General features: G+C 69.5%; 19 protein-coding genes and 1 tRNA gene. 12 read left to right on the plus strand and 8 right to left on the minus strand.

Features of this window, described 5'->3' with window-relative positions:
- Positions 1 to 44 precede the first annotated feature (44 nt).
- Genes IG98_RS0130450 through IG98_RS0130460 form a run of 3 tightly spaced genes read left to right on the plus strand, consistent with a single transcriptional unit; the run spans position 45 to position 2,783 of the window.
- Complete coding sequence (locus tag IG98_RS0130450; RefSeq protein ID WP_037971665.1) at positions 45 to 932, plus strand: LysR family transcriptional regulator; 888 nt, start codon at positions 45 to 47, stop codon at positions 930 to 932.
- A gap of 4 nt (positions 933 to 936) precedes the next feature.
- Entirely contained in the window at positions 937 to 1,956 is a 1,020-nt protein-coding gene (locus IG98_RS0130455; protein WP_030919902.1) for a chorismate-binding protein, read from the plus strand.
- A complete protein-coding gene (locus IG98_RS0130460) occupies positions 1,953 to 2,783 on the plus strand; it encodes an aminotransferase class IV (RefSeq protein ID WP_030919904.1) in 831 nt (276 codons plus the stop codon). The genes IG98_RS0130455 and IG98_RS0130460 overlap by 4 nt, the downstream gene beginning before the upstream one ends.
- A 61-nt stretch (positions 2,784 to 2,844) precedes the next feature.
- On the opposite strand, the gene IG98_RS0130465 is transcribed toward IG98_RS0130460, so the two are convergent.
- The gene (locus IG98_RS0130465; RefSeq protein WP_051753186.1) at positions 2,845 to 4,263 is read right to left on the minus strand and encodes an LVIVD repeat-containing protein; all 1,419 of its coding nucleotides are present in this window, start codon (positions 4,261 to 4,263) and stop codon (positions 2,845 to 2,847) included.
- Between the two features lie 52 nt (positions 4,264 to 4,315).
- Here IG98_RS0130465 and IG98_RS0130470 point away from each other — a divergent pair, with 52 nt between their 5' ends.
- A complete protein-coding gene (locus tag IG98_RS0130470; RefSeq protein ID WP_245651779.1) occupies positions 4,316 to 4,921 on the plus strand; it encodes a DUF305 domain-containing protein in 606 nt (201 codons plus the stop codon).
- Between the two features lie 36 nt (positions 4,922 to 4,957).
- Here the strand turns inward: IG98_RS0130470 and IG98_RS0130475 are convergent, their stop codons facing one another.
- Positions 4,958 to 5,374, minus strand: a complete 417-nt coding sequence (locus IG98_RS0130475; RefSeq protein ID WP_012892610.1) for an SsgA family sporulation/cell division regulator — start codon at positions 5,372 to 5,374, stop codon at positions 4,958 to 4,960.
- Between the two features lie 463 nt (positions 5,375 to 5,837).
- Here IG98_RS0130475 and IG98_RS0130480 point away from each other — a divergent pair.
- The 5 genes from IG98_RS0130480 to IG98_RS0130500 all read left to right on the plus strand — a co-directional run bounded on the left by IG98_RS0130480 (position 5,838) and on the right by IG98_RS0130500 (position 14,056).
- Positions 5,838 to 5,909, plus strand: a tRNA-Val gene (locus IG98_RS0130480).
- Between the two features lie 728 nt (positions 5,910 to 6,637).
- Positions 6,638 to 10,237, plus strand: a complete 3,600-nt coding sequence (locus tag IG98_RS0130485) for a discoidin domain-containing protein (RefSeq protein WP_030919914.1) — start codon at positions 6,638 to 6,640, stop codon at positions 10,235 to 10,237.
- 130 nt (positions 10,238 to 10,367) lie between these two features.
- The gene (gene recQ, locus IG98_RS0130490; RefSeq protein ID WP_051753187.1) at positions 10,368 to 12,266 is read left to right on the plus strand and encodes a DNA helicase RecQ; all 1,899 of its coding nucleotides are present in this window, start codon (positions 10,368 to 10,370) and stop codon (positions 12,264 to 12,266) included.
- 133 nt (positions 12,267 to 12,399) lie between these two features.
- Complete coding sequence (locus IG98_RS0130495; RefSeq protein WP_030919919.1) at positions 12,400 to 13,062, plus strand: potassium channel family protein; 663 nt, start codon at positions 12,400 to 12,402, stop codon at positions 13,060 to 13,062.
- Positions 13,063 to 13,159: 97 nt separating this feature from the next.
- A complete protein-coding gene (locus IG98_RS0130500; RefSeq protein WP_030919922.1) occupies positions 13,160 to 14,056 on the plus strand; it encodes an LLM class F420-dependent oxidoreductase in 897 nt (298 codons plus the stop codon).
- A gap of 25 nt (positions 14,057 to 14,081) precedes the next feature.
- On the opposite strand, the gene IG98_RS0130505 is transcribed toward IG98_RS0130500, so the two are convergent.
- Together IG98_RS0130505 and dapD are read right to left on the minus strand one after the other, a co-directional pair.
- Positions 14,082 to 14,696 (minus strand): phosphatase PAP2 family protein, encoded by a 615-nt coding sequence (locus tag IG98_RS0130505; RefSeq protein ID WP_030919925.1) that lies wholly within the window; start codon positions 14,694 to 14,696, stop codon positions 14,082 to 14,084.
- 155 nt (positions 14,697 to 14,851) lie between these two features.
- A complete protein-coding gene (gene dapD / locus IG98_RS0130510) occupies positions 14,852 to 15,829 on the minus strand; it encodes a 2,3,4,5-tetrahydropyridine-2,6-dicarboxylate N-succinyltransferase (protein ID WP_030919928.1) in 978 nt (325 codons plus the stop codon).
- 93 nt (positions 15,830 to 15,922) lie between these two features.
- On the opposite strand from dapD, the gene IG98_RS45495 reads away from it, so the two are divergent.
- Positions 15,923 to 16,528 carry a glycoside hydrolase family 25 protein gene (locus IG98_RS45495; protein ID WP_030919933.1) on the plus strand — a complete coding sequence of 202 codons (606 nt, stop codon included), beginning with the start codon at positions 15,923 to 15,925 and terminating at the stop codon, positions 16,526 to 16,528.
- 68 nt (positions 16,529 to 16,596) lie between these two features.
- The gene (thrS, locus tag IG98_RS0130520; RefSeq protein ID WP_030919936.1) at positions 16,597 to 18,564 is read left to right on the plus strand and encodes a threonine--tRNA ligase; all 1,968 of its coding nucleotides are present in this window, start codon (positions 16,597 to 16,599) and stop codon (positions 18,562 to 18,564) included.
- 78 nt (positions 18,565 to 18,642) lie between these two features.
- Here the strand turns inward: thrS and IG98_RS0130525 are convergent, their stop codons facing one another.
- A complete protein-coding gene (locus tag IG98_RS0130525) occupies positions 18,643 to 19,299 on the minus strand; it encodes an Asp23/Gls24 family envelope stress response protein (protein WP_051753188.1) in 657 nt (218 codons plus the stop codon).
- 183 nt (positions 19,300 to 19,482) lie between these two features.
- Here IG98_RS0130525 and IG98_RS0130530 point away from each other — a divergent pair, with 183 nt between their 5' ends.
- Positions 19,483 to 20,034 carry an HIT family protein gene (locus IG98_RS0130530; protein WP_245651780.1) on the plus strand — a complete coding sequence of 184 codons (552 nt, stop codon included), beginning with the start codon at positions 19,483 to 19,485 and terminating at the stop codon, positions 20,032 to 20,034.
- Here the strand turns inward: IG98_RS0130530 and IG98_RS0130535 are convergent.
- From IG98_RS0130535 to IG98_RS0130545, 3 genes are all read right to left on the minus strand, one after another.
- Positions 19,977 to 22,091 carry an alkaline phosphatase family protein gene (locus IG98_RS0130535; RefSeq protein WP_030919946.1) on the minus strand — a complete coding sequence of 705 codons (2,115 nt, stop codon included), beginning with the start codon at positions 22,089 to 22,091 and terminating at the stop codon, positions 19,977 to 19,979. The genes IG98_RS0130530 and IG98_RS0130535 overlap by 58 nt on opposite strands.
- A gap of 201 nt (positions 22,092 to 22,292) precedes the next feature.
- Entirely contained in the window at positions 22,293 to 23,879 is a 1,587-nt protein-coding gene (locus IG98_RS0130540; protein ID WP_037971671.1) for a glycoside hydrolase family 10-like protein, read from the minus strand.
- Between the two features lie 159 nt (positions 23,880 to 24,038).
- Positions 24,039 to 26,171: an elongation factor G-like protein EF-G2 gene (locus IG98_RS0130545; RefSeq protein ID WP_030919952.1), complete on the minus strand. Its 2,133-nt coding sequence runs from the start codon at positions 26,169 to 26,171 to the stop codon at positions 24,039 to 24,041.
- Between the last annotated feature and the right edge of the window lie 229 nt (positions 26,172 to 26,400).

Here is a 26,400-nt window from a genome sequence, read left to right on the forward strand (position 1 = left end):
TCCACAAACGACTAGATTGCATGTGAGCCATGCGAAGGAGGAATGTGTTCGACATCGAAGGGCTCCGCCTGCTGGACACCGTGGCCCATACCGGTGCCTTCACCGCGGCGGCCGTCAGGCTCGGCTACACCCAGTCGGCGGTCTCCCGGCGCATCGCCGCGCTCGAACACCGCGCGGGCGGCCCGCTGTTCGAGCGGCTGCCGCGCGGTGTGCGGCTGACGCCCGCCGGTGAGGCGCTGCACCACCACGCCCAAGTCGTGCTGAACCGGCTGACCAGGGCGGAGGAGGAGCTGGCCGGCATCCACGGCGGGTACCGGGGGCGGCTGCGGGTGGGCGCGTTCGCCACCGCCAACGTCGCGCTCGTGCCGGGTGCCCTGTGCGAGTTCCGCGAGGAGTTCCCCGAGGTCGAACTCGTCCCGATCGAGGGGCCCAGCCGCAGTCTGCTGCGCCGCATGCGAGAAGGCGGCCTGGACGTCGCGGTGGTCAGTGACTACCCCGCCGAACTGCCCCGAGAGGAGGAGGTGGAGATGGTCGAGCTGGCCGACGACGAGCTGTTCGTCGCGCTCCGCCGTGACCACCGGCTGGCCGGGGAGGAGATCGTCGACCTGCGCGAGCTGCGGGAGGAGACCTGGATCGAGGCTCCTCCGCCGGGCCGGGCCACCGCCCTCGTCGCAGCCTGTGCCAGGGCCGGGTTCACCCCCCGTGCCTCGGTCAGGATCAGCGAGTGGACGGGCAAGTTCGGGTTCGTCGCGGCCGGGCTCGGCATCACGCTGGTGCCCGCCATCGCCGCGCACGCCGTACCGCCCGATCTGGTGCTCCGCTCCCTCGGCGAGCTCGCCCCCCGCAGGACCGTTTACGCGGCCCTGCCGCCCGTCCCGCTGCCCGCGGCCCGCACCCTGGTGCGCCTGCTGGCCGTACAAGCGAGACAATAGGGAAGTGCATGACTCTTTTGCGCATGTCACCGGGTATTTGGCCACGGAGCTCCGAGATGTCACCACCGACCTGACCGCCCTCGACGGCGAGGGGTGGTGGGCCGTCGTGGTCGACTACGAGGGCAAGGTGACGTGCGCCAGGTTCGGCGATGTCCGTCAGGCCCCGCTGCCCGTGCCGCGCGGTCCCTGGCGCGGGCCGCACCCCTCGTCGTGGCGCAGTTCCCTGGACCGGGCCGGGTACGAGGACGGCGTGCGGCGCATCCGCTCGTACATCGAGCGTGGCGAGGTCTACCAGGCCAACCTGTGCCGGGTACTGAACGCGCCGCTGCCCGCGGGAGCGGAACCGGACCCGCTGGCACTGGCCGTACGGCTGGCGGAGGGCAACCCCGCCCCCTACGCCGCGACGGTGAGCCTGCCGGGACTGAGCGTCGTGTCGGCCTCTCCCGAGCTCTACCTGTCCAGGGACGGCGACGTGGTCGAGTCCAGACCGATCAAGGGGACCGGAGCCACCGAGGAGGACCTGCAGGAGAAGGACTACGCGGAGAACGTGATGATCGTCGATCTCGTCCGCAACGACCTGGGCAGGGTCGCCGAGGTCGGCTCGGTGAGCGTGCCCGCCCTGTGCGAGGTGGAGGAGCACCCCGGTCTCGTGCACCTGGTCTCCACGGTCAGGGCGCGGCTCGCACCGGGGTGCGGGTGGCCCGAGCTGTTCGGCGCGACCTTCCCGCCGGGGTCGGTGACGGGAGCCCCGAAATCCTCCGCCCTGCGTGTCATCGATGAGCTCGAACCCGAGCCGCGCGGGCCGTACTGTGGGACCGTGGGCTGGGTCGACGCCGACCGGCGGCGGGCGTCGCTGGCCGTGGGGATCCGCACGTTCTGGCTGTCGTCCGGCGAGATCCGCTTCGGCACGGGCGCGGGCATAACCTGGGGGAGCGACCCGCGCCGCGAATGGGACGAGACCGAGCTGAAGGCCTCCCGGCTCGTCGCGCTGGCATCAACATCAGCTTCAGAAGGAGTCGAATGAAGACACCTGTATGGCTCAACGGGGAACTTGTCTCTCCGGATCAGGCCACCGTTTCAGTTTTCGATCATGGTTTGATGGTCGGTGACGGGGTGTTCGAGACCATCAAGTGCGTGAACGGCGCCACGTTCGCGCTCACCCGCCACCTTGACCGGCTCACGCTCTCGTCACGGCGGATGGAACTGCCCGATCCCGACACCGACGCGATCGCCGACGGGATCCGCGCCTGCCTGGCCGAAGCCCCGCCGTGGCGGCTCGGCCGCGTCCGGATCACCTACACCAGCGGCCCGGGGCCGCTCGGCTCGGACCGGGGTGAGGCGGGCTGTACGACCGTGGTGATCGTCGACGAGCAGAAGCCGTTCCCGGTCACCGCCGACGTCACGGTGGTGCCCTGGCCGCGCAACGAGCGCGGCGCGCTCGCCGGGGTGAAGAGCACCTCCTACGGTGACAACGCCAGGGCGCTGTTCTACGCCAAGGCCGCCGGTGGCGGCGAGGCGATCTTCGAGAACACCGTGGGGAATCTCTGCGAGGGCACCGGCAGCAACATCTTCATCGTGCGTGACGGCCGGCTGGTCACCCCCACGCTCGCCTCGGGTTGCCTGGCCGGGGTCACCCGCGCGCTCGCGCTGGAGTGGTGCGGGGGAGCCGAGGAGGACATCCCGCTCTCGGCCCTGTACGAGGCGGACGAGGCGTTCCTGACCTCCACCACCCGTGACATCCAGCCGATCCGCGCGGTCGACCAGACCGTGCTGCCCGCCGCGCCCGGCCCGATCACCGCCAAGGCCATGCGGGTCTTCGCCGAGCGCTCCGCCGCCGACCTCGACCCCTGAGGTTTCGGTTTCCGGTTTCGGTTCCGGCGAGGGCGCACCCCCGCCGGAAGGGCCGGTCCTCCTAGTAGGACACCTGGGTCTGCGCGTTCAGCTCCTTGAGCCTGACCTTGGCGGCAGGGTCGGTCAGCGGGTCGTCGATGCGGAGCACGTCCAGGCCCCTGGTGATGTCACTGGAGTAGATGTGGCCGTTGTAGTAGTACGCCGACCACGAGCCGCCGGCTCCCGAAATCGGGCCCCGCTCGAAGAAGCCGATCTCCCGGGGGCTGGCCGCGTCGGTGAAGTCCCAGATGGACACCCCGCCCTGGTACCACGCCTGGACCATGATGTCCTTCCCCGGCACAGGCAGCAGCGCCCCGTTGTGCGCGACGCAGTTCTCGTCGGACGCCTGCTCCCTCGGGATCTTGAAGTAGCCGCGGAGCGTGAGCCTGCGGTCCTTGCCCAGGTCGTACACGGCGCTGGCGCCCTTGGTCTTCGGGGTGCCGGAGTCGCAGGTCGCGCCCAGGCCGCCGCCCAGCTCGTCCCCGAAGACGACCTTGGTGGCGTCGTTGTTGAACGTCGCCGAGTGCCAGATGGCGAAGTTCTCCCGGTCGCTCACGTGCTGGAGCACCTTGGGCTTGGCCCGGTCGGTGATGTCCAGCAGGACCCCGTCGCCGAAGCAGGCCGCGGCGGCCAGGTTCTTCTCGGGGTAGGCCGTGATGTCGTGGCAGCCGCCGAGGCCGTCCTCGCCGGGCTTGTCGGAGAGCACCGGTTGTGAGATCACCTTGGCGGTCTCGGGGGCCTCGACGGGCACCTCGACCACGGAGATCTTGTTGTACGGCGCCGGGCAGGTCGTCGACTGCGGCTCGGGGCCAGGGGAGGAGATGTAGAGGTAGACCCTGTCGGCGTTCTCGCCGGGGACGAGGGTGTGGGTGTGCGAGCCGCAGTCGGTGCGGACCGCCGAGACGAACCTGGGATGGGACTTGTCCGAGATGTCGAAGATCCGGATGCCCTCCCAGCTGTCCGACTCCGGATTACCGCGCTGGGCGTCGCACTCCGGGCCGACCCGGACGGAGTCGATCGACAGGAACAGCAGGTTCCCGCTCACCGAGACGTCGTTCTGCTCGCCGGGGCAGAGCACCCGGCTGACCACCGAGGGGTGGGCGGGATCGGAGATGTCGAAGACGCTGAAGCCGTCGAAGTTGCCGACGAACGCGTAGTCGCCCTGGAAGGCCAGGTCGGTGCCCCATGCCTGGGGCCCGTCGAGCGGGGCGCCGAGCGGCACGTTGGCCAGGTGCGTGACGTTGTCGCTGTGGGTGCCGTCCCCGGAGATCCCGGGGGAGGGGGCCTTCGCCGTCTGTTCAGTGTTCTCCGAGGCGGCCGCGGGCGGTGGGGCCTGAGGTGTTGGATCCGCCCCGCACCCGGCCACAAGAAGTAGCGCGGCCAGGCCGAACGCCATGGTCGATCGCACGGTGCCCCCATTACGTTGGTCCACTTGCCCCATTATTGAAGCTATGCGGATGATTCGTATGCCGAGTCAGATTATCGTGATGATCATGGTGACATCGGTCCTTGGCGGATGTACGGAGGCGGCGCAGCGAGGATCGGCACCGCTCGTTGCGGAGACCGGCGCACCGGTGATAATCCCGGGCGGCCCCGGAGAGGCGGGCCGTACGGCGCGGCCGGGCGAGAATCTCGGGGAGTCCGAGGCCAGGGTCACGGCGGCCGACGTGAGGTTCGCCGAGGGCATGATCCCGCATCACCGGCAGGCACTGGAGATGGCGGAGCTGGTCCCGGCCAGGTCGTCCTCGCCGGTCCTGCGGAACCTCGCCGAGCGGATCACTGCGGCGCAGCGGCCGGAGATCGCGGCCATGACGTCATGGTTGAAGGCGATCGGCCGGGCGCCGCAGGGGCACGAGGGGCATGACGAGCACGCCGTCACGCTGGAGGAGATGAACCGGCTCAGGGCGGCCAGGGGAGCGGCCTTCGACACGCTCTTCCTGACCCTCATGATCGCTCACCACGGGGCGGCGGTCACGATGGCCGGGCTCCAGCTCCGCGAGGGCTCCGACCGGGCCATGCTGGCCGTCGCCAAGGACGTCGTCTCGGGCCAGGGCATCGAGATCGCCCGGATGCGACGCCTGCTCAAGCCCGCGGTGTAGGCCCGAGGTCCCGTCGGGGGTGCGGGGAGAGCCGGGTCAGGAACTCCAGAGCATGTTACTGAGCTCGGCGTCCAGATCCATGAAGTCGGTCTCGCGGCCCGCGGGCACCAGCTCGTACGTCCGGTGCAGGAACTCCGTGAGCGGGGCCAGCGGCACCTCGAACAGAGCCTGTCCGAACGGCGAGGTGAGGCTGATGTGCAGCGTGCGCTCGCCGTCGGCACGCGCCGGCCACACCTGCACGTCGCCGTCGCCCACCCGCCGCACGATGCCGACGGTCAGCAACTCGCGGGCGAAGATCCACTCGACCGGCTCGTCGTTCCCCACGTGGAAGGCCATTCTGATCGCGTAAGGATCATCGGCCGTGTAGCTGAGTCCGGCGAGCAGGGGGACGGTGGTACGGTCGGGGACCACAAGCCGAAGGCCTAGCTCGGCAGAGACGGTGGCGCTGTTCATCGTCAGCCAAACCTTTTCGTCGTCGGTCCCCTCTTCGGGGCTTTCACTGCTCTCAAGCGGGCTTCGCTCCGCATGAGCCATCACGCGGAACAAAGAAACCTGTAGGAAAGATTCCGCCTCTACGCCCTTCTGTAACGCACATCACAGCGCGACATTTGGGCATCTACCGGGCTAAACATCACCAACAGGGCCGTATTTGCAAGGGTTTTGCGTCTCGTTTTGGTCACCGTCGACTCCCTGGCGGGGCGTCTCGGGTGATTCGGGTTGAGCCCGGGTCGTTCGGTGCTTCTGTGGATCAGGACGATGCTATGACACCGTAGCCCCCCGTCGGATGCATCCTCAGAGCTTTGCCTCCCGAGTGCGTCATCTCTCAAGATCAATTTAGTGGCGGACACCGCTTCGCGGGCACTCCCGGATTGCTGTATGGTTTTCCACGTCGGCACCGTGAGGGGCCGGACAGGGCGGGCGATTAGCTCAGCGGGAGAGCGCTTCGTTCACACCGAAGAGGTCACTGGTTCGATCCCAGTATCGCCCACACTAGCAAGACGCAGATCAGAGCCCGGTGGTTGACATCAACCACCGGGCTCTTTCGCTGTTCCGTGATCTTCCGGACGGCCGGGCATGCCGGCCCCGCCCTCCGGATGAGACGGGTTTCCGGCAGGGCGGGCCACGCCCGACATCCGCGCGTCGGAATCCGGCCCCCCGGGGCGGCTCCGCCTTCCCGGCGTGCCTGCCCCATGTCTCTCCCGTGCCAAGCTCGCCGTCCGGTTTCTCCGCGCCGGTTCCTCTCCGTACCGAGGTCCACGGACGTTCCCTCGCGCCGGTTCGGGGGGACCCGCGGGCCCGGGGCGGGGACCGCACTCGGGGCTGCGAGGCGAAGTAAACCGTCCTTCTCGACCCGTTGACGCGGCCGTAGCACATATGTAACCTTTGGCCAACGCAATGCAAGAATATTGCAAACTCCTGTTAAATTTTCTCTCTTCTTCGCAACTTCCGCTAGTGATGTGTCGCGTCACGCATCCGTCGTACCCCTCCGGAAGAGCCCTCGGGTGACGTCGTTCTCGGCGTCGCGCGGGCGCACCCGGCGACCAGCACCCCCCCAGCGACGAACGAGGCGAGCTTCACGGGCCGACCCGCCGCAGGTCACACCGGTCGGCCCGGCCGCCGGATGTCACGACTCCGAGTCCGCGTCTCGCTCCGCACGGCGGAGGCCCCGGCCTCCCACCCGACCCTGTCGTTCCAGCCGAGAGATAGAGGAACGCGATGAGAAAGCAGTACCTGGCGTTAAGGCTGGTGGCGGCGATGGCCGTGACCAGCCTGCTCGTCCTGGCCGGGGCGGTCTCACCCGCCGCGGCGGCCGGCCCCAACCTCGCGGTGGGTAAGGCGACCTCGTCAAGCAGCACCACCGCCCCCTACGGCGCGGCCAACACCACCGACGGCAATGCCAACACCTACTGGGAGAGCGGCAACAACGCCTTCCCGCAGTGGCTCCAGGTGGACCTCGGGGCCGTCACCAACGTGGACCAGATCATCCTGAAGCTGCCCCCGGCGGCGGCCTGGGCCACCAGGACGCAGACCCTGTCGGTGCTGGCGGGCACGAGCGCCTCGCCCACCTCCACCATCGTCGGCTCCGCCGGCCACACCTTCAACCCGGCGACCGGCAACACGGTGACGATCAACTTCGCCGCGACCACCGCCCGCTACCTCCGGCTGAACATCACCGCCAACACGGGCTGGCCGGCCGGCCAGGTCGCCGAGTTCGAGGTGTACGGACCCACCGGCTCCGGCGGTGACACGTCGCCGCCGACCACACCGTCGAACCTGGCCTACACCGAGCCAGGCGCCGGCCAGATCAGGCTGACCTGGGGTGCCTCGTCCGACAACGTGGGCGTGACCGGGTACGACGTCTACGCCAACAACGTCCTGCGCGCCAGCGTGGCGGGCAATGTCCTGACCTACACCGACACCCAGCCGGCCACGGCGACGGTGTCCTACTACGTCAAGGCCAAGGACGCCGCGAACAACCAGTCCGGCAACAGCAACACCGTCACCCGCACCGGCGGCACCGGCGGCGGCTCCAACCTGGCCGTCGGCAAGGCGATCACCGCCTCCTCCTCGGTCTTCACCTTCGTGGCCGCCAACGCCAACGACAACAACACGGCGACCTACTGGGAGGGCAACGGCGGCAGCTACCCCAACACGCTGACCGTCAGCCTGGGCGCGAACGCCACCCTCAACTCGGTCGTGCTGAAGCTGAACCCCGACAACGTCTGGGCGACGCGTACCCAGAACATCCAGGTCCTCGGGCGTGAGCAGAGCTCGACCTCCTTCACCAGCCTGGCGGCGGCGGCGAACCACACCTTCGACCCCGCCTCCGGCAACACGGTGACGATCCCGGTCGGCGGCTCCTACGCCGACGTCCAGCTCAAGATCACTTCTAACACCGGCGCCCCCGCCGGGCAGGTCGCCGAGTTCCAGGTCATCGGCACCCCGGCGCCGAACCCGGACCTGACGATCACCGGCCTGACGGCGTCCCCCATCTCCCCGATCGAGACCGACGCGGTCACGCTGTCGGCCACGGTCAGGAACAGCGGCAACGCGGCCGCCGGCGCGACGAACGTCAACTTCTACCTGGGCACCACCAAGGTCGGCACCGCCCCGGTCGCCGCGCTGGCCGCGGGGGCCTCCGCCACCGTCTCGGCCGGCATCGGCGCCCGTGACGCCGGCAGCTACCCGCTGAGCGCCAAGGTCGACGAGGCCGGCAGCGTCATCGAGCAGAACGAGTCGAACAACGACTTCTCCAGCGCCTCCCCACTCGTGGTCAGGCCCGTCGACACCTCCGACCTGGTCGCGACGACCAGCTGGACCCCGAGCAACCCGGCGAACGGCAACGTCGTCACCTTCTCCGTGGCGATCAAGAACCAGGGCACCGTGGCCTCCGCGGGCGGCGCCCACGGCATCACGCTGACCGTCGCCAACGAGGCGGGAACCGTGGTCCGCACGCTGACCGGCTCCCACACCGGCGTGATCGCGGCGGGCGCCACCACCGGCCCGGTGAACCTGGGCACCTGGACGGCGGCCAACGGCAAGTTCACCGTCAAGACGGTCCTCGCCGACGACGCCAACGAACTGCCGGTCAAGCGGGCCAACAACACGGTCACCCAGCCGTTCTTCGTCGGCCGCGGCGCCAACATGCCGTACGACATGTACGAGGCCGAGGACGCCGTCGTCGGCGGCGGGGCGGCCGTGATCGGCCCGAACCGCACCATCGGCGACCTGGCGGGTGAGGCGTCGGGCCGCAGGGCGGTGACGCTGAACACGACGGGCAGCTACGTCGAGTTCACCACCAAGGCCAGCACCAACACCCTCGTCACCCGCTTCTCCATCCCCGACTCGGCGGGCGGCGGCGGCATCGACTCGACGCTCAACGTCTACGTCGACGGCACCTTCCTCAAAGCCATCAACCTGACCTCCAAGTACGCCTGGCTGTACGGCGCCGAGGCCGGTCCGGGCAACTCGCCGAGCGCCGGCGGGCCGCGTCACATCTACGACGAGGCCAACGTGATGCTCGGGACCACCGTCCAGGCGGGCAGCAGGATCAGGCTGCAGAAGGACCCCGCCAACACCACGACGTACGCGATCGACTTCATCAACACCGAGCAGGTGTCGCCGATCGCCAACCCCGACCCCGCCAGGTACACGGTCCCCGCCGGGTTCACCCACCAGGACGTGCAGAACGCGCTCGACAAGGTGCGGATGGACAACACCGGCACCCTCGTCGGCGTCTACCTGCCGCCGGGCACCTACCAGACGGCGAGCAAGTTCCAGGTCTACGGCAAGGCGGTCAAGGTGGTCGGCGCCGGCCCCTGGTACACCCAGTTCCGTGCGCCGTCGAACCAGGACAACACCGACATCGGGTTCCGTGCCGAGGGAACCGCGAACGGCTCGTCCTTCGCCAACTTCGCCTACTTCGGCAACTACACCTCGCGTATCGACGGGCCGGGCAAGGTGTTCGACTTCGCCAACGTCGCGGACGTGGTGATCGACAACATCTGGAACGAGCACATGGTCTGCCTCTACTGGGGCGCCAACACCGACCGGGTGACGATCAAGAACTCCCGCATCCGCAACATGTTCGCCGACGGCATCAACATGACCAACGGCAGCACCGACAACCTCGTCAGCAACAACGAGGCCCGCGCCACCGGTGACGACAGCTTCGCGTTGTTCTCGGCCATCGACGCCGGCGGCTCGGACATGAAGGGCAACGTCTACGAGAACCTGACGTCCATCCTGACCTGGCGCGCGGCGGGTGTCGCGGTCTACGGCGGGTACGACAACGTCTTCAGGAACATCTACATCGCCGACACGCTGGTCTACTCCGGCATCACGATCAGCTCGCTGGACTTCGGCTACCCGATGAACGGCTTCGGTGCCAGCCCGCCCACCCGGTTCGAGAACATCTCGATCGTCCGCGCCGGCGGTCACTTCTGGAACGGGCAGGTCTTCCCGGCGATCTGGGCCTTCTCCGCCTCCAAGGTCTTCCAGGGCATCCGCGTCAGCAACGTGGACATCGTGGACCCGACCTACGGCGGCATCATGTTCCAGACCAAGTACAACGGCAGCCAGCCGGAGAACCCGGTCACCGACACCGTCCTCACGAACATCACGATCACCGGCGCCAGGAAGAGCGGTGACGCCTACGACGCCAAGTCCGGCTGGGCGATCTGGGCCAACGAGATGCCCGAGCCCGGTCAGGGACCGGCGGTCGGCTCGGCCACGTTCAACAACCTCCAGATGAGCAACAACTTCCAGAACATCAGGAACACGACGTCGACCTTCACGATCAACGTCAACCCGTGAACCCGTAAAAGGAGCGGGAGGGCGGCGCCGGTGCCGCCGGGAGGGACGTCCCTCCCGGCGGCACCTTTCGCCATCCACCCTTGTGGCAGGTTCACCCCCGGCTGTCGGGGGTGCCTCGTACAATGACCCGATGCCTTTCCCCGAGAACGACCCCGAGGTGAGCGACGCGTCGCGGGTCCTGCAGCGCGTCTTCGGCTACGACTCGTTCCGGGAGGGCCAACAGGAGATCATCGACCACGTCGTGGCCGGCGGCGACGCCCTGGTGCTCATGCCGACGGGAGGCGGCAAGTCGCTGTGCTACCAGATCCCCGCGCTCGTGCGGAAGGGCACGGGGGTGGTGATCTCACCGCTCATCGCGCTCATGCAGGACCAGGTCGACGCCCTGACGGCGCTCGGCGTGCGGGCCGGGTTCCTCAACTCCACCCAGGAGTTCGAGGAGCGTCGCCAGGTCGAGTCGGCCTTCCTCTCCGGTGAGCTGGACCTGCTCTACCTGGCGCCGGAGCGGCTGCGGGTCGACGCGACGCTGCGCCTGCTCGACAGTGGGACGATCTCGCTGTTCGCCATCGACGAGGCGCACTGCGTGGCCCAGTGGGGGCACGACTTCCGGCCCGACTACCTCGCCCTGTCCGCGCTGCACGAGCGCTGGCCCGATGTGCCGCGCGTCGCGCTGACCGCCACGGCCACCAAGACCACCCACGCCGAGATCGCCTCCAGGCTCAACCTGGAGCGGGCCCGCCACTTCGTGGCGAGCTTCGACCGGCCCAACATCCAGTACCGCATCGCCCCCAAGAACGAGCCGAAGCGGCAACTGCTCGAACTGCTCCGCGCCGAGCACGCCGGGGACGCGGGCATCGTCTACTGCCTGTCGCGCAACTCGGTCGAGAAGATCGCCGAGTTCCTGGTACAGAACGGTGTCCAGGCGCTGCCCTACCATGCTGGCCTCGACGCCCGCACCCGCGCCGCCAACCAGGCGCGTTTTCTGCGCGAGGACGGCCTCGTCATGGTCGCCACGATCGCGTTCGGCATGGGCATCGACAAACCCGACGTGCGGTTCGTCGCACACCTCGACCTGCCCAAGTCCATCGAGGGGTACTACCAGGAGACCGGCAGGGCGGGGCGCGACGGCCTGCCCTCCACCGCCTGGCTCGCCTATGGCCTCCAGGACGTCGTGCAGCAGCGCAAGATGATCGACACCTCGGAGGGTGACGACGCCCACCGCCGCCGCCTGGCCACCCACCTGGACGCCATGCTCGCCCTGTGCGAGGCGGTGGAGTGCCGCCGCGTGCTGCTGCTCGCCTACTTCGGCCAGCAGGCCGCCGCCTGCGGCAACTGCGACACCTGCCTGTCGCCGCCCGAGTCCTGGGACGGCACGGTCGCCGCGCAGAAGGTCCTGTCGACGGTGTTCCGGCTGATGCGCGAGCGCCGTCAGAAGTTCGGCGCGGGCCAGATCATCGACATCCTGCTCGGGAAGAAGACGGCCAAGGTCATCCAGCACGACCACGACGGCCTGACGGTGTTCGGCATCGGCACGGAGCTGGGCGAGGCCGAGTGGCGTGGCGTGGTGCGCCAGTTGCTGGCGCAGGGGCTGCTGGCCGTCGAGGGGGACTACGGCACGCTGGTGCTGACCGAGGCGAGCGCGGAGGTGCTGGGGCGCAGGCGCCAGGTCCCGCTACGGCGCGAGCCTACGATGGCGGCCCGGCCCGCCAAGGCCGCGAAGACCTCCTCCTCGCGCCGGGCCGACCCCGTCGAGCTGCCCGAGGAGGCGGTTCCGGTGTTCGAGCTCCTCCGCGCCTGGCGTGGAGCCACCGCGAAGGAGCAGGGTGTGCCCGCGTACGTGATCTTCCATGACGCGACCCTGCGCGAGATCGCGACCCGGTCTCCCTCGTCCCTGGCCGAGCTGGGCACGGTGAGCGGGGTCGGGGAGAACAAGCTGGCCAAGTACGGCCAGCAGGTCCTCGACACCCTCGCCGGTGCCGGCTCCGGCACTGATCCGGCGGGAAGCGCGGAAGACCTCCTGACCTTCCCCTGAGGTAGAATCGGGCGGAATCCGGGCCTCAGCGCCCCAGTGACACGCAGGTAGGGGCCTGGAGGCTGTCGTCCACCTCCGGGCCCCTCGCGTTGACGGTCCCCCGCGGCTGCGGACTCCCGAAAGAGGACGATCGTTGCCTGACAGAAGGAACGACCCCGTGGTGGTCGTCGGGCTCGGCCGCTTCGGCGGTTCCCTCGCACTCGAGCTCTCCCGCAAGGGAACCGAGGTGCTGGCCATCGACAACCGCCCCAAGGTGGTGCAGAGCCTGGCAGGGAAGCTCACCCATGTCGTCGTCGCGGACTCCACGGACATCGAGGCGCTGCGGCAGATCGGGGTGCCCGACTTCTACCGGGCGGTGGTCGCCATCGGCACCGACCTGGAGTCCAGCATCCTCACCACCTCCCTGCTCGTCGAGCTGGAGATCGAGGACGTCTGGGCCAAGGCGATCAGCCGCGATCACGGCCGCATCCTGGAGCGGGTCGGCGCCCACCACGTGATCCTTCCCGAGCACGACATGGGGGAGCGGCTGGCCCACCTGCTCAACGGGCGGATGCTCGACTACATGGAGGTGGACGGCGACTACGCGGTGGTCAAGACCCGGCCGCCCCGCGAGTACGTCGGCGTGCCCCTGGGCGAGTCCAACCTGCGGCGCAAGTACGGCGTGACGGTGGTCTGCGTCAAGGGCCAGTACGACGAGTTCACCTACGCCGACTCCAGAACGGTGCTGGGCTACGGCGACGTGATCGTCATCGCGGGCAAGATCGAGCAGGTGGAGCGGTTCACCGAACTTCCGTGACCACTCCCGCCGGGGGGCCCGTGTATCGGTACGCCCGTGTGTGATCGCCGTCGTCGATCTACACTGGACGAAATCACTAGAATGGAGTTCGGTAGCGATGCGATTCGGACTGTTGCTCAACGAACCCAAAGAGCCGGATGTGCTCGGCAAGCTACGGGAGCGCATCGCGCGCGCGGCCGACGACGGCTTCTCCTCTGCCTGGATGTCCCACATCTTCGGCCTCGACGCGCTGACCGCGCTCGCCGTGGCCGGGAACCAGGTGCCCGGGATCGAACTCGGCACCGCCGTCGTCCCGACCTATCCGCGCCACCCGGCGGCCCTCGCCCAGCAGGCGCTCACGGTCAACGCCGCCCTCGACGGGCGGCTCACGCTCGGCGTCGGGCTCTCGCACCAGCTGGTGATCGAGAGCATGTACGGCATCGGCTTCGAGCGGCCCGCCCGGCACATGCGCGAGTACCTGTCGATCCTGATGCCGCTGGTACGCGGGGAGAACGCGTCCTTCCAGGGGGAGACTCTCACCGGACAGCTCGGGCTGAGCACGCCGGGACCGAGGGACATGCCCGTGCTCATCGCCGCGCTGGCCCCCAGAATGCTCAGGCTGGCCGGGGAGATGGCCGACGGCACCGTGCTGTGGATGACCGGTCCCAGGACCGTGGCCGAGCACGTGGCGCCCGCCGTCACCGAGGCCGCGCGGGCCGCGGGGCGCCCCGAGCCGAGGATCGTGTGCGCGCTGCCCATCTGCGTCACCGACGACGCCGAGGCGGCCAGGGCGCTGGCCGCGGAGCAGTTCGAGATCTACGGCCAGTTGCCGTCCTACCGGGCGATGCTGGATCGGGAGGGGGCCGAGGGGCCGGCCGACGTGGCGATCGTCGGAGACGAGGACGAGGTGTCGGCGCGGATCGAGGCGCTCGCCAAGGCGGGGGTCACCGACTTCGTCGCCGCCGAGTACTCTCCCGGCACCCGGACCAGGGAGTTCCTCAAGAGCCTGCTCTGACGCCCCGCTCCCGCGCCCGCCCCGCTCAGATGCCGAAGGCGGTCAGGGTCGCCCAGGCCGTGCCGGCACCGGTCACGGCCCCGGCGGCGACCTGGGCGGGGGTGTGGTGGGTGAGCCGGACCCGCGCCCAGCACACCGTCGCCACCACCAGTGCGCCCACGACCAGGGTGGGCGCCGCGGGCAGCACGTGGGCCAGCACCACCACGGTGCCCGCGGACACGGCCGCGTGAAAGGAGATCTTCCACTTGAGCGTGATCGGGACCGTCACCGCGAGCGCGGCCAGCATCGCGGTCACCGTGGCCACCAGCAGACGCGGCGCCCCGAGGGAGATCAGCAGCACCAGCGCGACGGCCACCGCCGCGACCGCCACCAGCAGCGGCCTGGTCCGGCTCGCCCGGTCCACCAGATGGTGGGAGTCCAGGCGTCCGGAACGGACCCCGGCCAGGATCACCAGGGCGGGAATGCCGCCGCACAGGGCTGAGGCCACCAGGCCCCATGCTCCGCCCCGCCACCCGTCGGCCATCAGCCCGACGACCGGGGGCAGCCCGATGACCAGCACCTGCGGTGCGAACAGCCCCGTCACCCACCGGGCCGCCGCCATCGCGCGGCTCCCGTCGCCCGCCATCTCCTGACCGGTCATCTGAATCCTTCCAGCGCCGGGACCTCGGTCCCGGAGGCGCCCGCATCGGGGTGAGGTCCGTGGGGCCACCCTGCCAGCTGGGAGACCCTGGGACGAGCATTCGCGGGCCCCACGGCCTCCGGCACGCCCCCCGCGCGAGTGCGGTGTGTCGGTGATCAGTCGTTGGCGTGCAGGATGCTGTTGAGCTCCACGCCCGTCCCCTGGCGGGGCACGACCTCGACGGCCCCCGAGGTGGAGTTGCGGCGGAACAGCAGGCCGGAGGCACCCGAGAGCTCGGCCGCCTTGATCACCTGACCCTCGGGCAGGGCCACCTTGGTCCCGGCGGTGACGTAGAGACCCGCCTCCACGACGCAGTCGTCACCGAGGGAGATGCCGATGCCGCTGTTGGCGCCCAGCAGGCAGCGCTGCCCGATGGAGATGACCTGCTTGCCGCCGCCGGACAGGGTGCCCATGATCGAGGCGCCGCCGCCGACGTCGGAGCCGTCGCCCACGACGACGCCCGCCGAGATGCGGCCCTCGACCATGGAGCCGCCGAGCGTCCCGGCGTTGAAGTTGACGAAACCCTCGTGCATCACGGTCGTGCCGCTCGCCAGGTGCGCGCCCAGACGAACCCGGTCGGCCTCGGCGATCCGGACACCGCTGGGGACCACATAGTCGACCATGCGCGGGAACTTGTCCACACCGTAGACGGTCACCTGGCCCCGGGCGCGCAGACGCAGGCGCACCTGTTCGAAGCCCTCCACCGCGCACGGGCCGTGGTTGGTCCACACGACGTTGCTGAGCAGGCCGAACAGCCCGTCCAGATTCAGGCCGTGCGGCTGGACGAGGCGCGCGGAGAGCAGGTGCAGGCGCAGGTAGGCGTCGTGGGCGTCCGCCGGGGCCTCGGACAGCTTGGTGATCTGAGTCCGTACCGCGACCACCTCCACGCCGCGGTCCTGGTCGGGGCCGAGCAGCGCGGCGACCCCGGAGCCGAGCTCCGCGGCGGCCTCCTGCGGGCTCAGCCGGGTGGTGCCCGGCGAGGAGGACTCACCCAGCTGCGGGGACGGGAACCAGGTGTCGAGCACGGTCCCGCCGGAAGTCATGGTCGCGATGCCGGTCGCGTACGCGCCGGAGATCTGAGCTGCTGCGTTCACACCGACCAAGCCTAGCCAAAGCGGTCGCAACGGCAGTATGCCGAGGGAGCGTCGGGCGTGTGCCCGCGGCACCCACCGGTTAGCGTGGCCGCCATGCTGCAGGGGATCGACGTGTCGAACTGGCAGGGCGCCGTCAACTGGGGCGCGCAGGCGAAGGGCGGGGTCTCCTTCGCCTTCGCCAAGGCGAGTGAGGGGAGCACCTTCACCGACAAGTGGTTCGGTACCAACTGGAACGGCATGCGCGAGAGCTGGATCGTCTGCGGCGCCTACCACTTCGCCCGCCCCGCGGGCGACCCCGAGGTGCAGGCGGTGCACTTTTTGAAGATCGTGCAGCGGGCCGGGGGGCTGCGCAGGGGTGATCTGCTCGCCCTCGACCTGGAGACCAACGACCACCTGCCCGCCGCCAGGGTGGCGCGGTTCGCCCGCAGCTGGTGCCAGGCGGTCATCGCGCTGGCCGGGGTGAAGCCGGTGGTCTACACGTTCCAGGCGTTCGCGCAGAACGGCAACTGCGCCGGGCTGGAGACCTACCCGCTGTGGATCGCCGCGCCCGACGCGCCCCGGGGCCGGCCGCAGGTGCCCAGCCCGTGGCGGAGATGGACCATTCACCAGCATTCGCACAAGCCACTGGATCGCAACGTCTTCCGCGGGACCCGGGCCGAGCTGACCTCGCTGGGCTACCGCCGGAGCCGCGACGCCTGAGAAATCGCGTCGACGACACCGGTAGCATCGATTCCAGACCATCCATCGACGTCTCCCAGGGAGCAACCGTGTCGGCCGTGTCAGAACTTCGTATCACCCTCGCCGGAGCCGCGCGTGTGGTGGCGGGGGGTACGACGTACGGGGAGGCGCTGGAGGCGGACGGCCGCTCCGTGGTCGCCGCCCGGGCGGGCGGCGAGCTGAAGGACCTCGCGGCCCCGGTGGCCGAGGGCGACGTGATCGAGCCGGTCCCGGCGGACAGCCCCGACGGGCGCGCCATCATCCGCCACTCCACCGCGCATGTCATGGCCCAGGCCGTTCAGGAGATCTTCCCCGAGGCCAGGCTGGGCATCGGCCCGCCGGTCGAGAATGGTTTCTACTACGACTTCGACGTCAAGAACCCGTTCACCCCCGACGACCTCAAGCGCATCGAGAAGCGCATGCGCGAGATCGTCAAGCAGGGTCAGCTCTTCTCCCGCAGGCCCGTCTCCGACGACGAGGCGGCCGGGGAACTCGCCGCCGAGCCGTACAAGCTGGAGCTGATCGGCCTCAAGGGCGGGGCCGCCGACGAGGAGAGCGTCGAGGTGGGCGGCGCGGAGCTGACCATCTACGACAACCTCGACCCCAAGACCGGCGAGCTGTGCTGGAAGGACCTGTGCCGCGGCCCCCATGTGCCGACCACCCGGTCCATCCCGGCGTTCAAGCTGATGCGCACCGGTGGCGCCTACTGGCGGGGCAGCGAGAAGAACCCGCAGCTCCAGCGGATCTACGGCACCGCCTGGGAGTCGCGCGAGAAGCAGGACGAGTACCTCCACCTGCTGGTGGAGGCCGAGAAGCGCGACCACCGCAAGCTGGGCGCCGAGCTCGACCTGTTCTCCTTCCCCGACGAGCTGGGCTCGGGCCTGCCGGTCTTCCACCCCAAGGGCGGCGTGATCCGCCGCGTCATGGAGGACTACTCGCGCAAGCGGCACGAGGAGGCGGGCTACTCCTTCGTCAACACCCCGCACATCACCAAGAGCAAGCTCTACGAGATCTCCGGCCACCTCGACTGGTACAAGGACGGGATGTTCCCGGCCATGGAACTGGAGGGGGCGGAGTACTACCTCAAGCCGATGAACTGCCCGATGCACAACCTGATCTTCAGGTCCCGCGGGCGTTCCTACCGTGAGCTGCCGCTGCGGCTGTTCGAGTTCGGCACGGTCTATCGCTACGAGAAGTCCGGCGTCATCCACGGCCTGACCCGGGTGCGCGGCATGACGCAGGACGACGCGCACATCTACTGCACTCACGAGCAGATGCGCGACGAGCTCAAGTCACTGCTGCGCTTCGTGCTCGACCTGCTCCGCGACTACGGGCTCGACGACTTCTACCTGGAGCTGTCGACCAAGGACCCGGAGAAGTTCGTCGGCCCCGACGAGGTGTGGGAGGAGGCGACCGAAACGCTGCGCGAGGTCGCCGAGTCCGAGAATCTGGAGCTCGTCCTCGACCCCGGGGGCGCCGCCTTCTACGGTCCGAAGATCTCCGTCCAGGCCCGCGACGCCATCGGCCGCACCTGGCAGATGTCGACCATCCAGCTGGACTTCAACCTGCCCGAGCTCTTCGAGCTTGAGTACCAGGCCGCCGACGGCACCCGTCAGCGTCCCGTCAAGATCCACCGCGCGCTGTTCGGCTCGATCGAACGTTTCTTCGGTGTCCTGGTCGAGCACTACGCGGGCGCGTTCCCCCCCTGGCTCGCGCCGGTCCAGGTAGTCGGCATCCCGATCGCCGAGGCACATGTGTCCTACCTTCAGGACGTCGCCAAGAAGGCTCGCGAGCGGGGCATCAGGATCGAGGTCGACGCCTCCGACGACCGGATGCAGAAGAAGATCCGCAACGCGCAGAAGTCCAAGGTGCCCTTCATGCTCCTGGCGGGCGACGAGGACATCGCAGGAGGTGCCGTCTCCTTCCGCTTCCGCAACGGCGAGCAGAAGAACGGGGTCCCGGTCGACGAGGCGATCGCCGAGATCGTCGACGCGATCGAGCGCCGCCTCCAGGTCTGAGTCTTCTCCGAGGCGTTCCGGGTCCGGCTTCCCCGCTGGGGGAGCCGGACCCGTTCTCTTTGGCGGGGCCTGGCCCCGCTAGGCGTGCTTCGCGGGCTCGGCGGGTGCCTCGGGCCGGACCTCGCCCGGCAGGCGGACGTCCTCCACGTCGACGTTGACCTCGACGACCCGCATGCCGAGCATCCGGCTGACGGTCCGGGCCACGTTGGTCTTCACCTCGTTGGCCACGTCCATCACCACGTGCCCGTACTCCGCCACGATCGACACGTCCACCGCGGCCGTACGGTCCTGCACATGGGCGCTGACGCCCCGGGGGCCGCGCCTGGCGCCGATGCCGGCCCGCTCACGCACCGGTTCCACCGCGTGGGCGGCATCGCCTCCCAGTTCGGCGACGCCCGTGACCTCAAGGGTGGCGAGGGCCGCGACCTTCTCCACCACCTCGTCCGCCACCTTGATCCGGCCCTTCACCACGGCCGAGGACACCGGGGTGACCGGGGCCGGCGGAGAGAGGGGAGACACGGTCGCCGTTCCGGCCAGGGAGGGGGAGGGCACCTCGTCCGTTGCCGGGGTGATCGTCTCGACCACGGCCAGGACGGGCTCGCTCGTGGAGGACGCCGGCGGCTCCGTGTCGGCGGACAGGGACAGGCTGAGGGAGAACGGGCGGGTGGGCCTGCCGCCGATCTCGGCGGGAGACGCGGTCTCCTCGGTCGGCTCCTCGACGGAGACGTCGGTCATGGGTACTCCTCGGCTGTCGGTGGTCTTGCTGGGGGATTCTGCCGGAAATTTGCGGCATTCGTCCGTTAATACGGTGAGATATAGATCAAGATCCCGTCCAGCCGCCGGATCCCGGCCGCTTCCGGTGCCCCGGCGGGGGAGGCGCCAGACCGAAGGGATCGGCTTGGCAATATGCTGGCGACCATGAGCAACGAGCCGGAGGCGCAGTACGGAGCGGGAACACCGGACGCGTTCCAGAGACTCTGGACTCCACACCGGATGGCCTACATCAAGGGGGCCAGCAAACCGACGGGTTCGGGCTCCGAGGACGGCTGCCCGTTCTGCGAGATCCCCCAGATGAGCGACGAGGACGGCCTGATCGTCGCCCGAGGTGACGCGGTCTTCGCGCTGCTCAACCTCTACCCGTACAACTCCGGCCATCTGATGGTCTGCCCCTACCGCCACGTGCCGGACTACGCGGACCTGGACGAGGCAGAGACCACCGAGCTCGCCGACTTCACCAAACGGGCGCTGGTCGCCCTGCGCAAGGCCAGCGGCGCGCAGGGTTTCAACGTGGGCATGAACCTGGGTGGTGTGGCGGGCGCCGGGATCGCCGCCCACCTTCACCAGCACGTGGTGCCCCGCTGGGGCGGCGACACCAACTTCATGCCCGTCGTCGGCCAGACCAGGGTGCTTCCTCAGCTGCTGCGTGACACCAGGGAACTGCTCGCCGGCTCCTGGCCCGCGTCGTCGTAGCGCGGGGCTCCGCCCAAGGTCCTGATGCCCACCGACAGTGTCAGCGGCACGGCGAGCGCCAGTGCCATGGAGAGCACCGCGGCCCCCGAGTCGTTGACCAGCATGCCGACCACCCCGCTGACCAGGGTGCCGATCAACCCGGCCCGCAGCGCGGGGGAGTGCGCGAACGCGGCGGGCAGCACTCCCGCGGTCGCCTGCTCCGGCCGTAGCAGCGCGTAGACGAGGAACGCCAACGCGGCGATCACGACCGGCATCAGGTTGGGGTTGAGCAGTGTGCCCAGCATCGCGCCGAGTTTGCGGCCGATCACCTCCGTGGCCTCGCCGGTGAGCACCTGGCCGACGAAGCGCCCCAGGTGCGTCTGGAAAGCCGGCGGGCGCAGGTAGTCGAGGTAGGCGATGCCCATCACGGTGACGCCGCCCGCCACGCAGAACGCGCCCAGCTTGACGATCGAGACCCGCCTGCCCGCGATCAGCAGTGCGGTCACCGCGATCCCCGGCACGAACGCGATCACGCCGCCGAAGTCGCTGCCCACGCCCGGCCAGCCGCCCAGGATCATCGCGAAGCCGCCCAGCACCGCCACGACGGCGACCGCCGCACCCGTGTGGCCGCCGCGCGTCAGCCGGTGCGCGATCGTGGCGGCCAGCAGCAGCACCGAGGTGGCGAAGAGCGCGAAGGGGATGTTACCCAGGCCGTAGTAGCGGGCCCCGACCACGGCGCTGTAGCCCATCACACTGTTGAGCTGCAGGGTCGTCCCGGTCAACAGGTCGCCCGCGAGTACCGCCGCGGTCACCCCGGCCACCACCGCCAGCGGTCCGAGCGGGGCGCGCCGCCATGGCCCCGCCAGCGCCACCGCGGTCAGCAGCAGCGCGCATCCGACGATTCCGCCGACCAGTGCGAGCAGCGGCGTCCGTACGTCCTGCCAGGGGGTGAGGTTCACCAGGTACGTCGAGGTGGGCACCGAGGCCAGTGCCACCGCGGCCACGCGCATGCGCCTCAGCCCGCGCCTGCGGCGCAGCAGCAGGAACGCGGTCAGGTAGAAGGCGACCTGCAGCACGGCGACCGAGGTGAAGAAGACGCCGCCCACGTTCCTGATCGTCTGCCCGGCGACGTCGGCCCTTTCCAGGTCGGTCCGCGCGGCCTCGACGGTGCCGGCCCGCCTCTCGCTCGCCTGCCAGGGGAGCCCGACCATGCCCGGCGGTGCCTCGACGCCGGCCAGGGAGAGCATCGTCGCGGTGACATCCGGCAGGATCGTGATGTCGTCGCGGTGGGTGGAGGCCGCTCCCAGGAAGCGGCCGGAGAGGTCTCCGTCGCGCATCATGGCCACCCGAAGGTGCGGGTCGACGCCGTGGTCGGACAGGCCCGCCAGCAGCACGCGCGCATCCTTGGGCAGCACGCTCAGCACCGCCCCCGCCTTGGCGTCGGCCAGGCGCAGCGCCGCCGTCCGCTGTTGCGGGGGGAGCCGCTCCTCGACCTTGGGCAGTCGTCCGCCGGTGATGTAGGGCCTGATCAGATCGTCGACGTCGACGGCGATCACGCGGCACCTGGTGAGCACTCCTGAGCGGATCTGCGCGGGGGAGGGAGCGTACACGTCGACCCTGCCCGATCTGTCGGCCAGCGCCAGCGCGGCCCCCGGGCCGATCGCCAGCGTGCACTCCCCGGCGGCGTGCACGGCCTCACCGAGGGCGCCCGCGTTGCGCTGCCCGGCGACGTCACGCAGGTACCCGTAGCCGGGGATGACGGCACCCGTTTTGTCGGCCTCGGGTAGCGGGGGGAGCCCGCAGCCGTAGCCGACCGCGGACCTCAACCCGGCCGAGATCGTCAGCCACCCGTCATAGGGGCAGGTCACCCGGCCCACCGCGCGGACCGACAGCGAGCCGATCGCGCTCTGCGTGGCCAGACGCCACAGATTCGGGGTGCCACCGGGGCTGAGGTCGCTCCACTGCAGACCAGGAATGCCGATCAGCACCACCCGTCCGTCCACCCGTGTCGCGGACTGCGCGACACCTGGCCACAGCAAGCCCAGGACCAGTGCAAACGCGAAAAGCGTCCGCTTCACCAACGACCTCCCCTTTAACTTCTGCCAGGTGCTGGCACCGTAAGGGAAGATCGTGTCACGGGTCCAGCGAATCCGGAGGCAGGCCGCGGGGGTACCGGGGCGCTCATCGCCTCGTCTTGCCCGTCTCCGGACACGTCCACGCCCACGCCCACGCCCGCACGGACACGTGTCCGTGCGGGCGTGGGCGTTTCCAGGGGGGGATCAGGTCCCGGTGGGGACGCTCTCGTTCTGCAGGCGGTCCAGGGCGGTGACCAGGTAGGTACCGCCGCCCGCCGTGGTGAAGGTCTGGCGGTCGCCGTCCACCGCGGGCACGACCGCGACCAGGTTGCGGGCGTCGGCGGTGGCGCACTCACCCGGCTTGCCGGAGGCGATCCGGTAGACCGCGTACGAGCGGGCCTCCGGGGAGCTCTTCCAGCTGAGCGAGGTGCCCTGGAGCCGCAGGTCCGCGGGCGCGGGCAGGGACCGCCCGCCGAGGTCCTTGATCAGCGGCAGCAGTGCCGGACGCGGGTAGTGGCTCTTGACGATGCGGTCCAGCACGCCCAGGGGGTTGGTGGACAGCTGCTTGGCGTTGAAGTAGACGTCGCCGGAGACCTGCTTGTGCTTGCGATTCCGGGTGAGGTGGGAGGGCAGCTCGCCGGGCCTGGTCCAGGCGGGGGTGTCGGTGGCGCCGACCCGGTACAGGGCCTGGCCGATGTAGAGGTGTACGTCGGTGCCCTTGACCTCGTTCGCCCACCAAGGCATCAGCACGTCGTAGTCGGCGGCCCTGAAGTCGCGCGGCCAGTAGAGCTGCGGGATGACGTAGTCGACGGTGCCCTTGCGGATCCAGTGGCGGGCGTCGGCGTAGATGGAGTCGTACGCCGACATGCCGCCGGTGGCCGAGCCGGTGGGATCCTCGGACTTGTTGCGCCAGATCCCGAACGGGCTGACGCCGAACTTCACGCTGCCCCTGACCTCGTGCACCGCCTTGTCGACCTGCGCGATCAGCTTGTTGACGTTGGCGCGACGCCAGTCGGCGAGCTTGGCGCCCTTGCCGTACTTGGCGAAGGCGGCGTCGTCGGCGAACCTCGCGTTCCCCGACGGGTAGGGGTAGAAGTAGTCGTCGAAGTGGACCCCGTCGACGTCGTAGCGGGTCACCACGTCCTTGACGACCTTGGTGACGTGGTCGCGGACCTCGGGCAGGCCGGGGTTGTAGTAGGCCTGGTCGCCGTGTTTGACGATCCAGCCGGGGTGGACCCGGGCGGGGTGGTTCGCGGGCAGCCTGGACAGGTCGCCGTCGGAGGAGGCGCGGTAGGGGTTGAACCACGCATGGAACTCCAGGCCGCGCCGATGGGCCTCGGCGACGAGGAAGGGCAGCGGGTCCCAACCGGGGTCCTTGCCCGCGGTGCCGGTCAGATACTGCGACCACGGCTCCAGGTTCGACCTGTACAGCGCGTCGGAGGCCGGGCGGACCTGGACGAACACCGCGTTGAGCCGCCGCTTGACCGCGTTGTCGAGGATCCTGACGTACTCCGCCTGCTGCCGGGCGGCGGACAGGCCGGTCCGCGAGGGCCAGTCGATGTTCTTGACCGTGGCGATCCACACCCCGCGCAGCTGCCGCTTGGGGTATCTCACATCCACCGGGCACTGTGCCGAGGCGGAGGTCGTCGCACCTGCCGTTTCGGCCGAGACCGCCGAGCTCTTGGCGGCCTTGGGCCGGGTCGGCGCGGTGTCGGGGCCGAAGGTGTATGCGGCACCCGTGGTCAGAACGGCGAGGGCGGCAGCGGCCAGAAGAGGGCGTCCGTTTCGCATGGTTCCCAAGTCTGGCACCTGGACCGGTGTGCTCTGACCGGAAAAAAGAAATCGTTTCGTGATTACTTTGTTATGCAAGTGCGCACTGGGAGGCGTGTGTCCGATGGGGTGCGTCCACCTGGTGGCGGCGTGCCGCCGGGCACACGCCTCATCGCCCGGTCAGCCGGTGACCTTCTCCACCAGATGTGACGGGAGCGGCTCGTAGCGCAGGAAGACCCGCTGGAACGTCCCCGTGCCGTGTGACATCGATCTCAGATCGATCGAGTACCGGGTGATCTCCAGCTCGGGCACCTCGGCCCTGACCAGGGTACGTCCCACGCCCACCGGCTCCGTGCCGAGCACGCGGCCCCTGCGTGAGGAAAGGTCGGACATCACCGCGCCCACGTGCTCGTCGGAGACCAGCACGGACACCTCGTCGACAGGTTCGAGCAGCAGGGTGGGCACCTTGGTCGCGGCCTCCTTCAGCGCGAGCGCCCCGGCGATCTGGAAGGCCATGTCGGAGGAGTCGACCGAGTGGGCCTTGCCGTCGTACAGCGTCACCCGCACGTCCACCATGGGGTAGCCGGCGAGGACCCCGCGCTGCATCTGGGTGCGTACGCCCTTCTCCACCGAGGGGATGAACTGGCGCGGCACCACGCCGCCGACGATCTTGTCCACGAACTCGAAGCCGCCACCGGACGGCAGGGGCTCGACCTCCAGGTGGCAGACGGCGAACTGGCCGTGGCCGCCGGTCTGCTTGACGTTGCGGCCCAGGGCCTGGCAGCGGCCGCCGAAGGTCTCCCTGAGCGGCACCCGCAGCTCGATCTTCTCCACCTCCACGCCGTGCCGCTTGCTCAGCCGCTCCAGCAGCACGTCGGTGTGGGCCTCGCCCATGCACCACAGCACGAGCTGGCGGGTCTCGGGGTTGTTCTCCAGCCGGAGTGTCGGGTCCTCGGCGACCAGCCGCTGCAGCGCCTGGCTCAGCTTGTCGTCATCCGCCTTGGACTTGGGCTGGATCGCCACCGGCAGCAGTGGCTCCGGCATCGTCCAGGCCTTCATCACCAGTGGGTTCTCCCGGTCCGACAGGGTGTCGCCGGTCTCCGCGCGCGACAGTTTGGCCACCGCCGCGATGTCTCCGGCCACGCACTTGGCGGTCGTCCGCTGGAGCTTGCCCAGCGGCGAGGAGAGCGCTCCGATGCGCTCGTCCACATCGTGGTCCTCGTGCCCGCGGTCGGCCAGGCCGTGCCCCGAGACGTGCACCGTCATGTCGGGGCGCAGCGTGCCGGAGAAGACCCGCACCAGACTGATCCGGCCCACGTACGGATCGCTGGTCGTCTTGACGATCTCCGCGACCAGCGGTCCGTCGGGGTCACAGGTGATGCCGGCGACGGGCCGGCCGTCGATCGAGGTGATCTCCGGCATCGGGTGCTCAGGCGGCGAGGGGAAGCCCTGGGTGATGAGCTCCAGGACCTCCAGCGCGCCCACGCCGGTCCCCGCGGCCAGCACAGGGTAGAAGCCGCCGCGCGCGACGGCCTTCTCCAGGTCCCCGATGAGGGCCTTGGTGTCGATCTCCTCGCCGGAGAGGTAACGGTCCATCAGGGACTCGTCCTCGCTCTCCTGGATGACGCCCTCGATCAGGGTGCCCCGGTAGATCTCGATCTGGTCGGCGTAGGCCGGGCCCGGGGAGTTCTCCGTCCTGGTGCCGGTCGCGTAGTTGTAGAACTTCTGGCTCAGCAGCCCGATCAGGCCGTTCACCTTGCCGTTGGTCACCACCGGCAGGTACAGCGGCGAGACGCCGTCGCCGAAGGCCTCCTGGCAGGCGGCGAGGACGTCCTCGAAGTTCGCCCGCTGGTGGTCGATCTTGGTGATCACGACCGCGCGGGGCATCCCGACCGCCGCGCACTCCTCCCAGAGCATCCTGGTCAGGCCGTCCACGCCCTCGACGGCCGAGACGACGAACAGCGCCGCGTCGGCCGCGCGCAACCCGGCGCGCAGGTCGCCGGCGAAGTCGGCGTAGCCGGGTGTGTCCAGCAGGTTGATTTTGATGTCGTTATGGATCACGGGGGCCACGGTGAGGTTCACCGAGCGCTGCTGGCGCACCTCGACCTCGTCGAAGTCGCTGGCCGTCGTGCCGTCCTCGACCCGGCCGGGACGCTGGACGGTCTTGGTCGCGGCCAGCAGCGCCTCCACGAGCGTTGTCTTCCCTGCACCGGAATGGCCGACCAGCGCGACGTTTCTTATCTTGTCCGGCTGATCGACCGTGGGTGCCCTCCCCGCGGCTCCCGCTGTTCCGCCGGTTGCTCTCTCCGCCACATCGCCTCCCGCGTCGTTGCCGAAGGGGCGCGGCCTGGTGGGACCACACCCTCGCCGATCCGCTGCCGCGTCCATACACCGCACGGACGCGGTGTGTTCACCAAATACCCATGTGGCGAATATCACAAGAGGGGTGAGGCGATCCTCTTGCGAGAGGGAAGTCTGATCGCTAAGTGTCCGATCCTCCTCCGGAGAGCTCCCGCCGTACCGGCAACGCCCTGCCACACGG

This window comes from Streptosporangium amethystogenes, from assembly GCF_000721075.1.
GTDB lineage: Bacteria > Actinomycetota > Actinomycetes > Streptosporangiales > Streptosporangiaceae > Streptosporangium > Streptosporangium amethystogenes.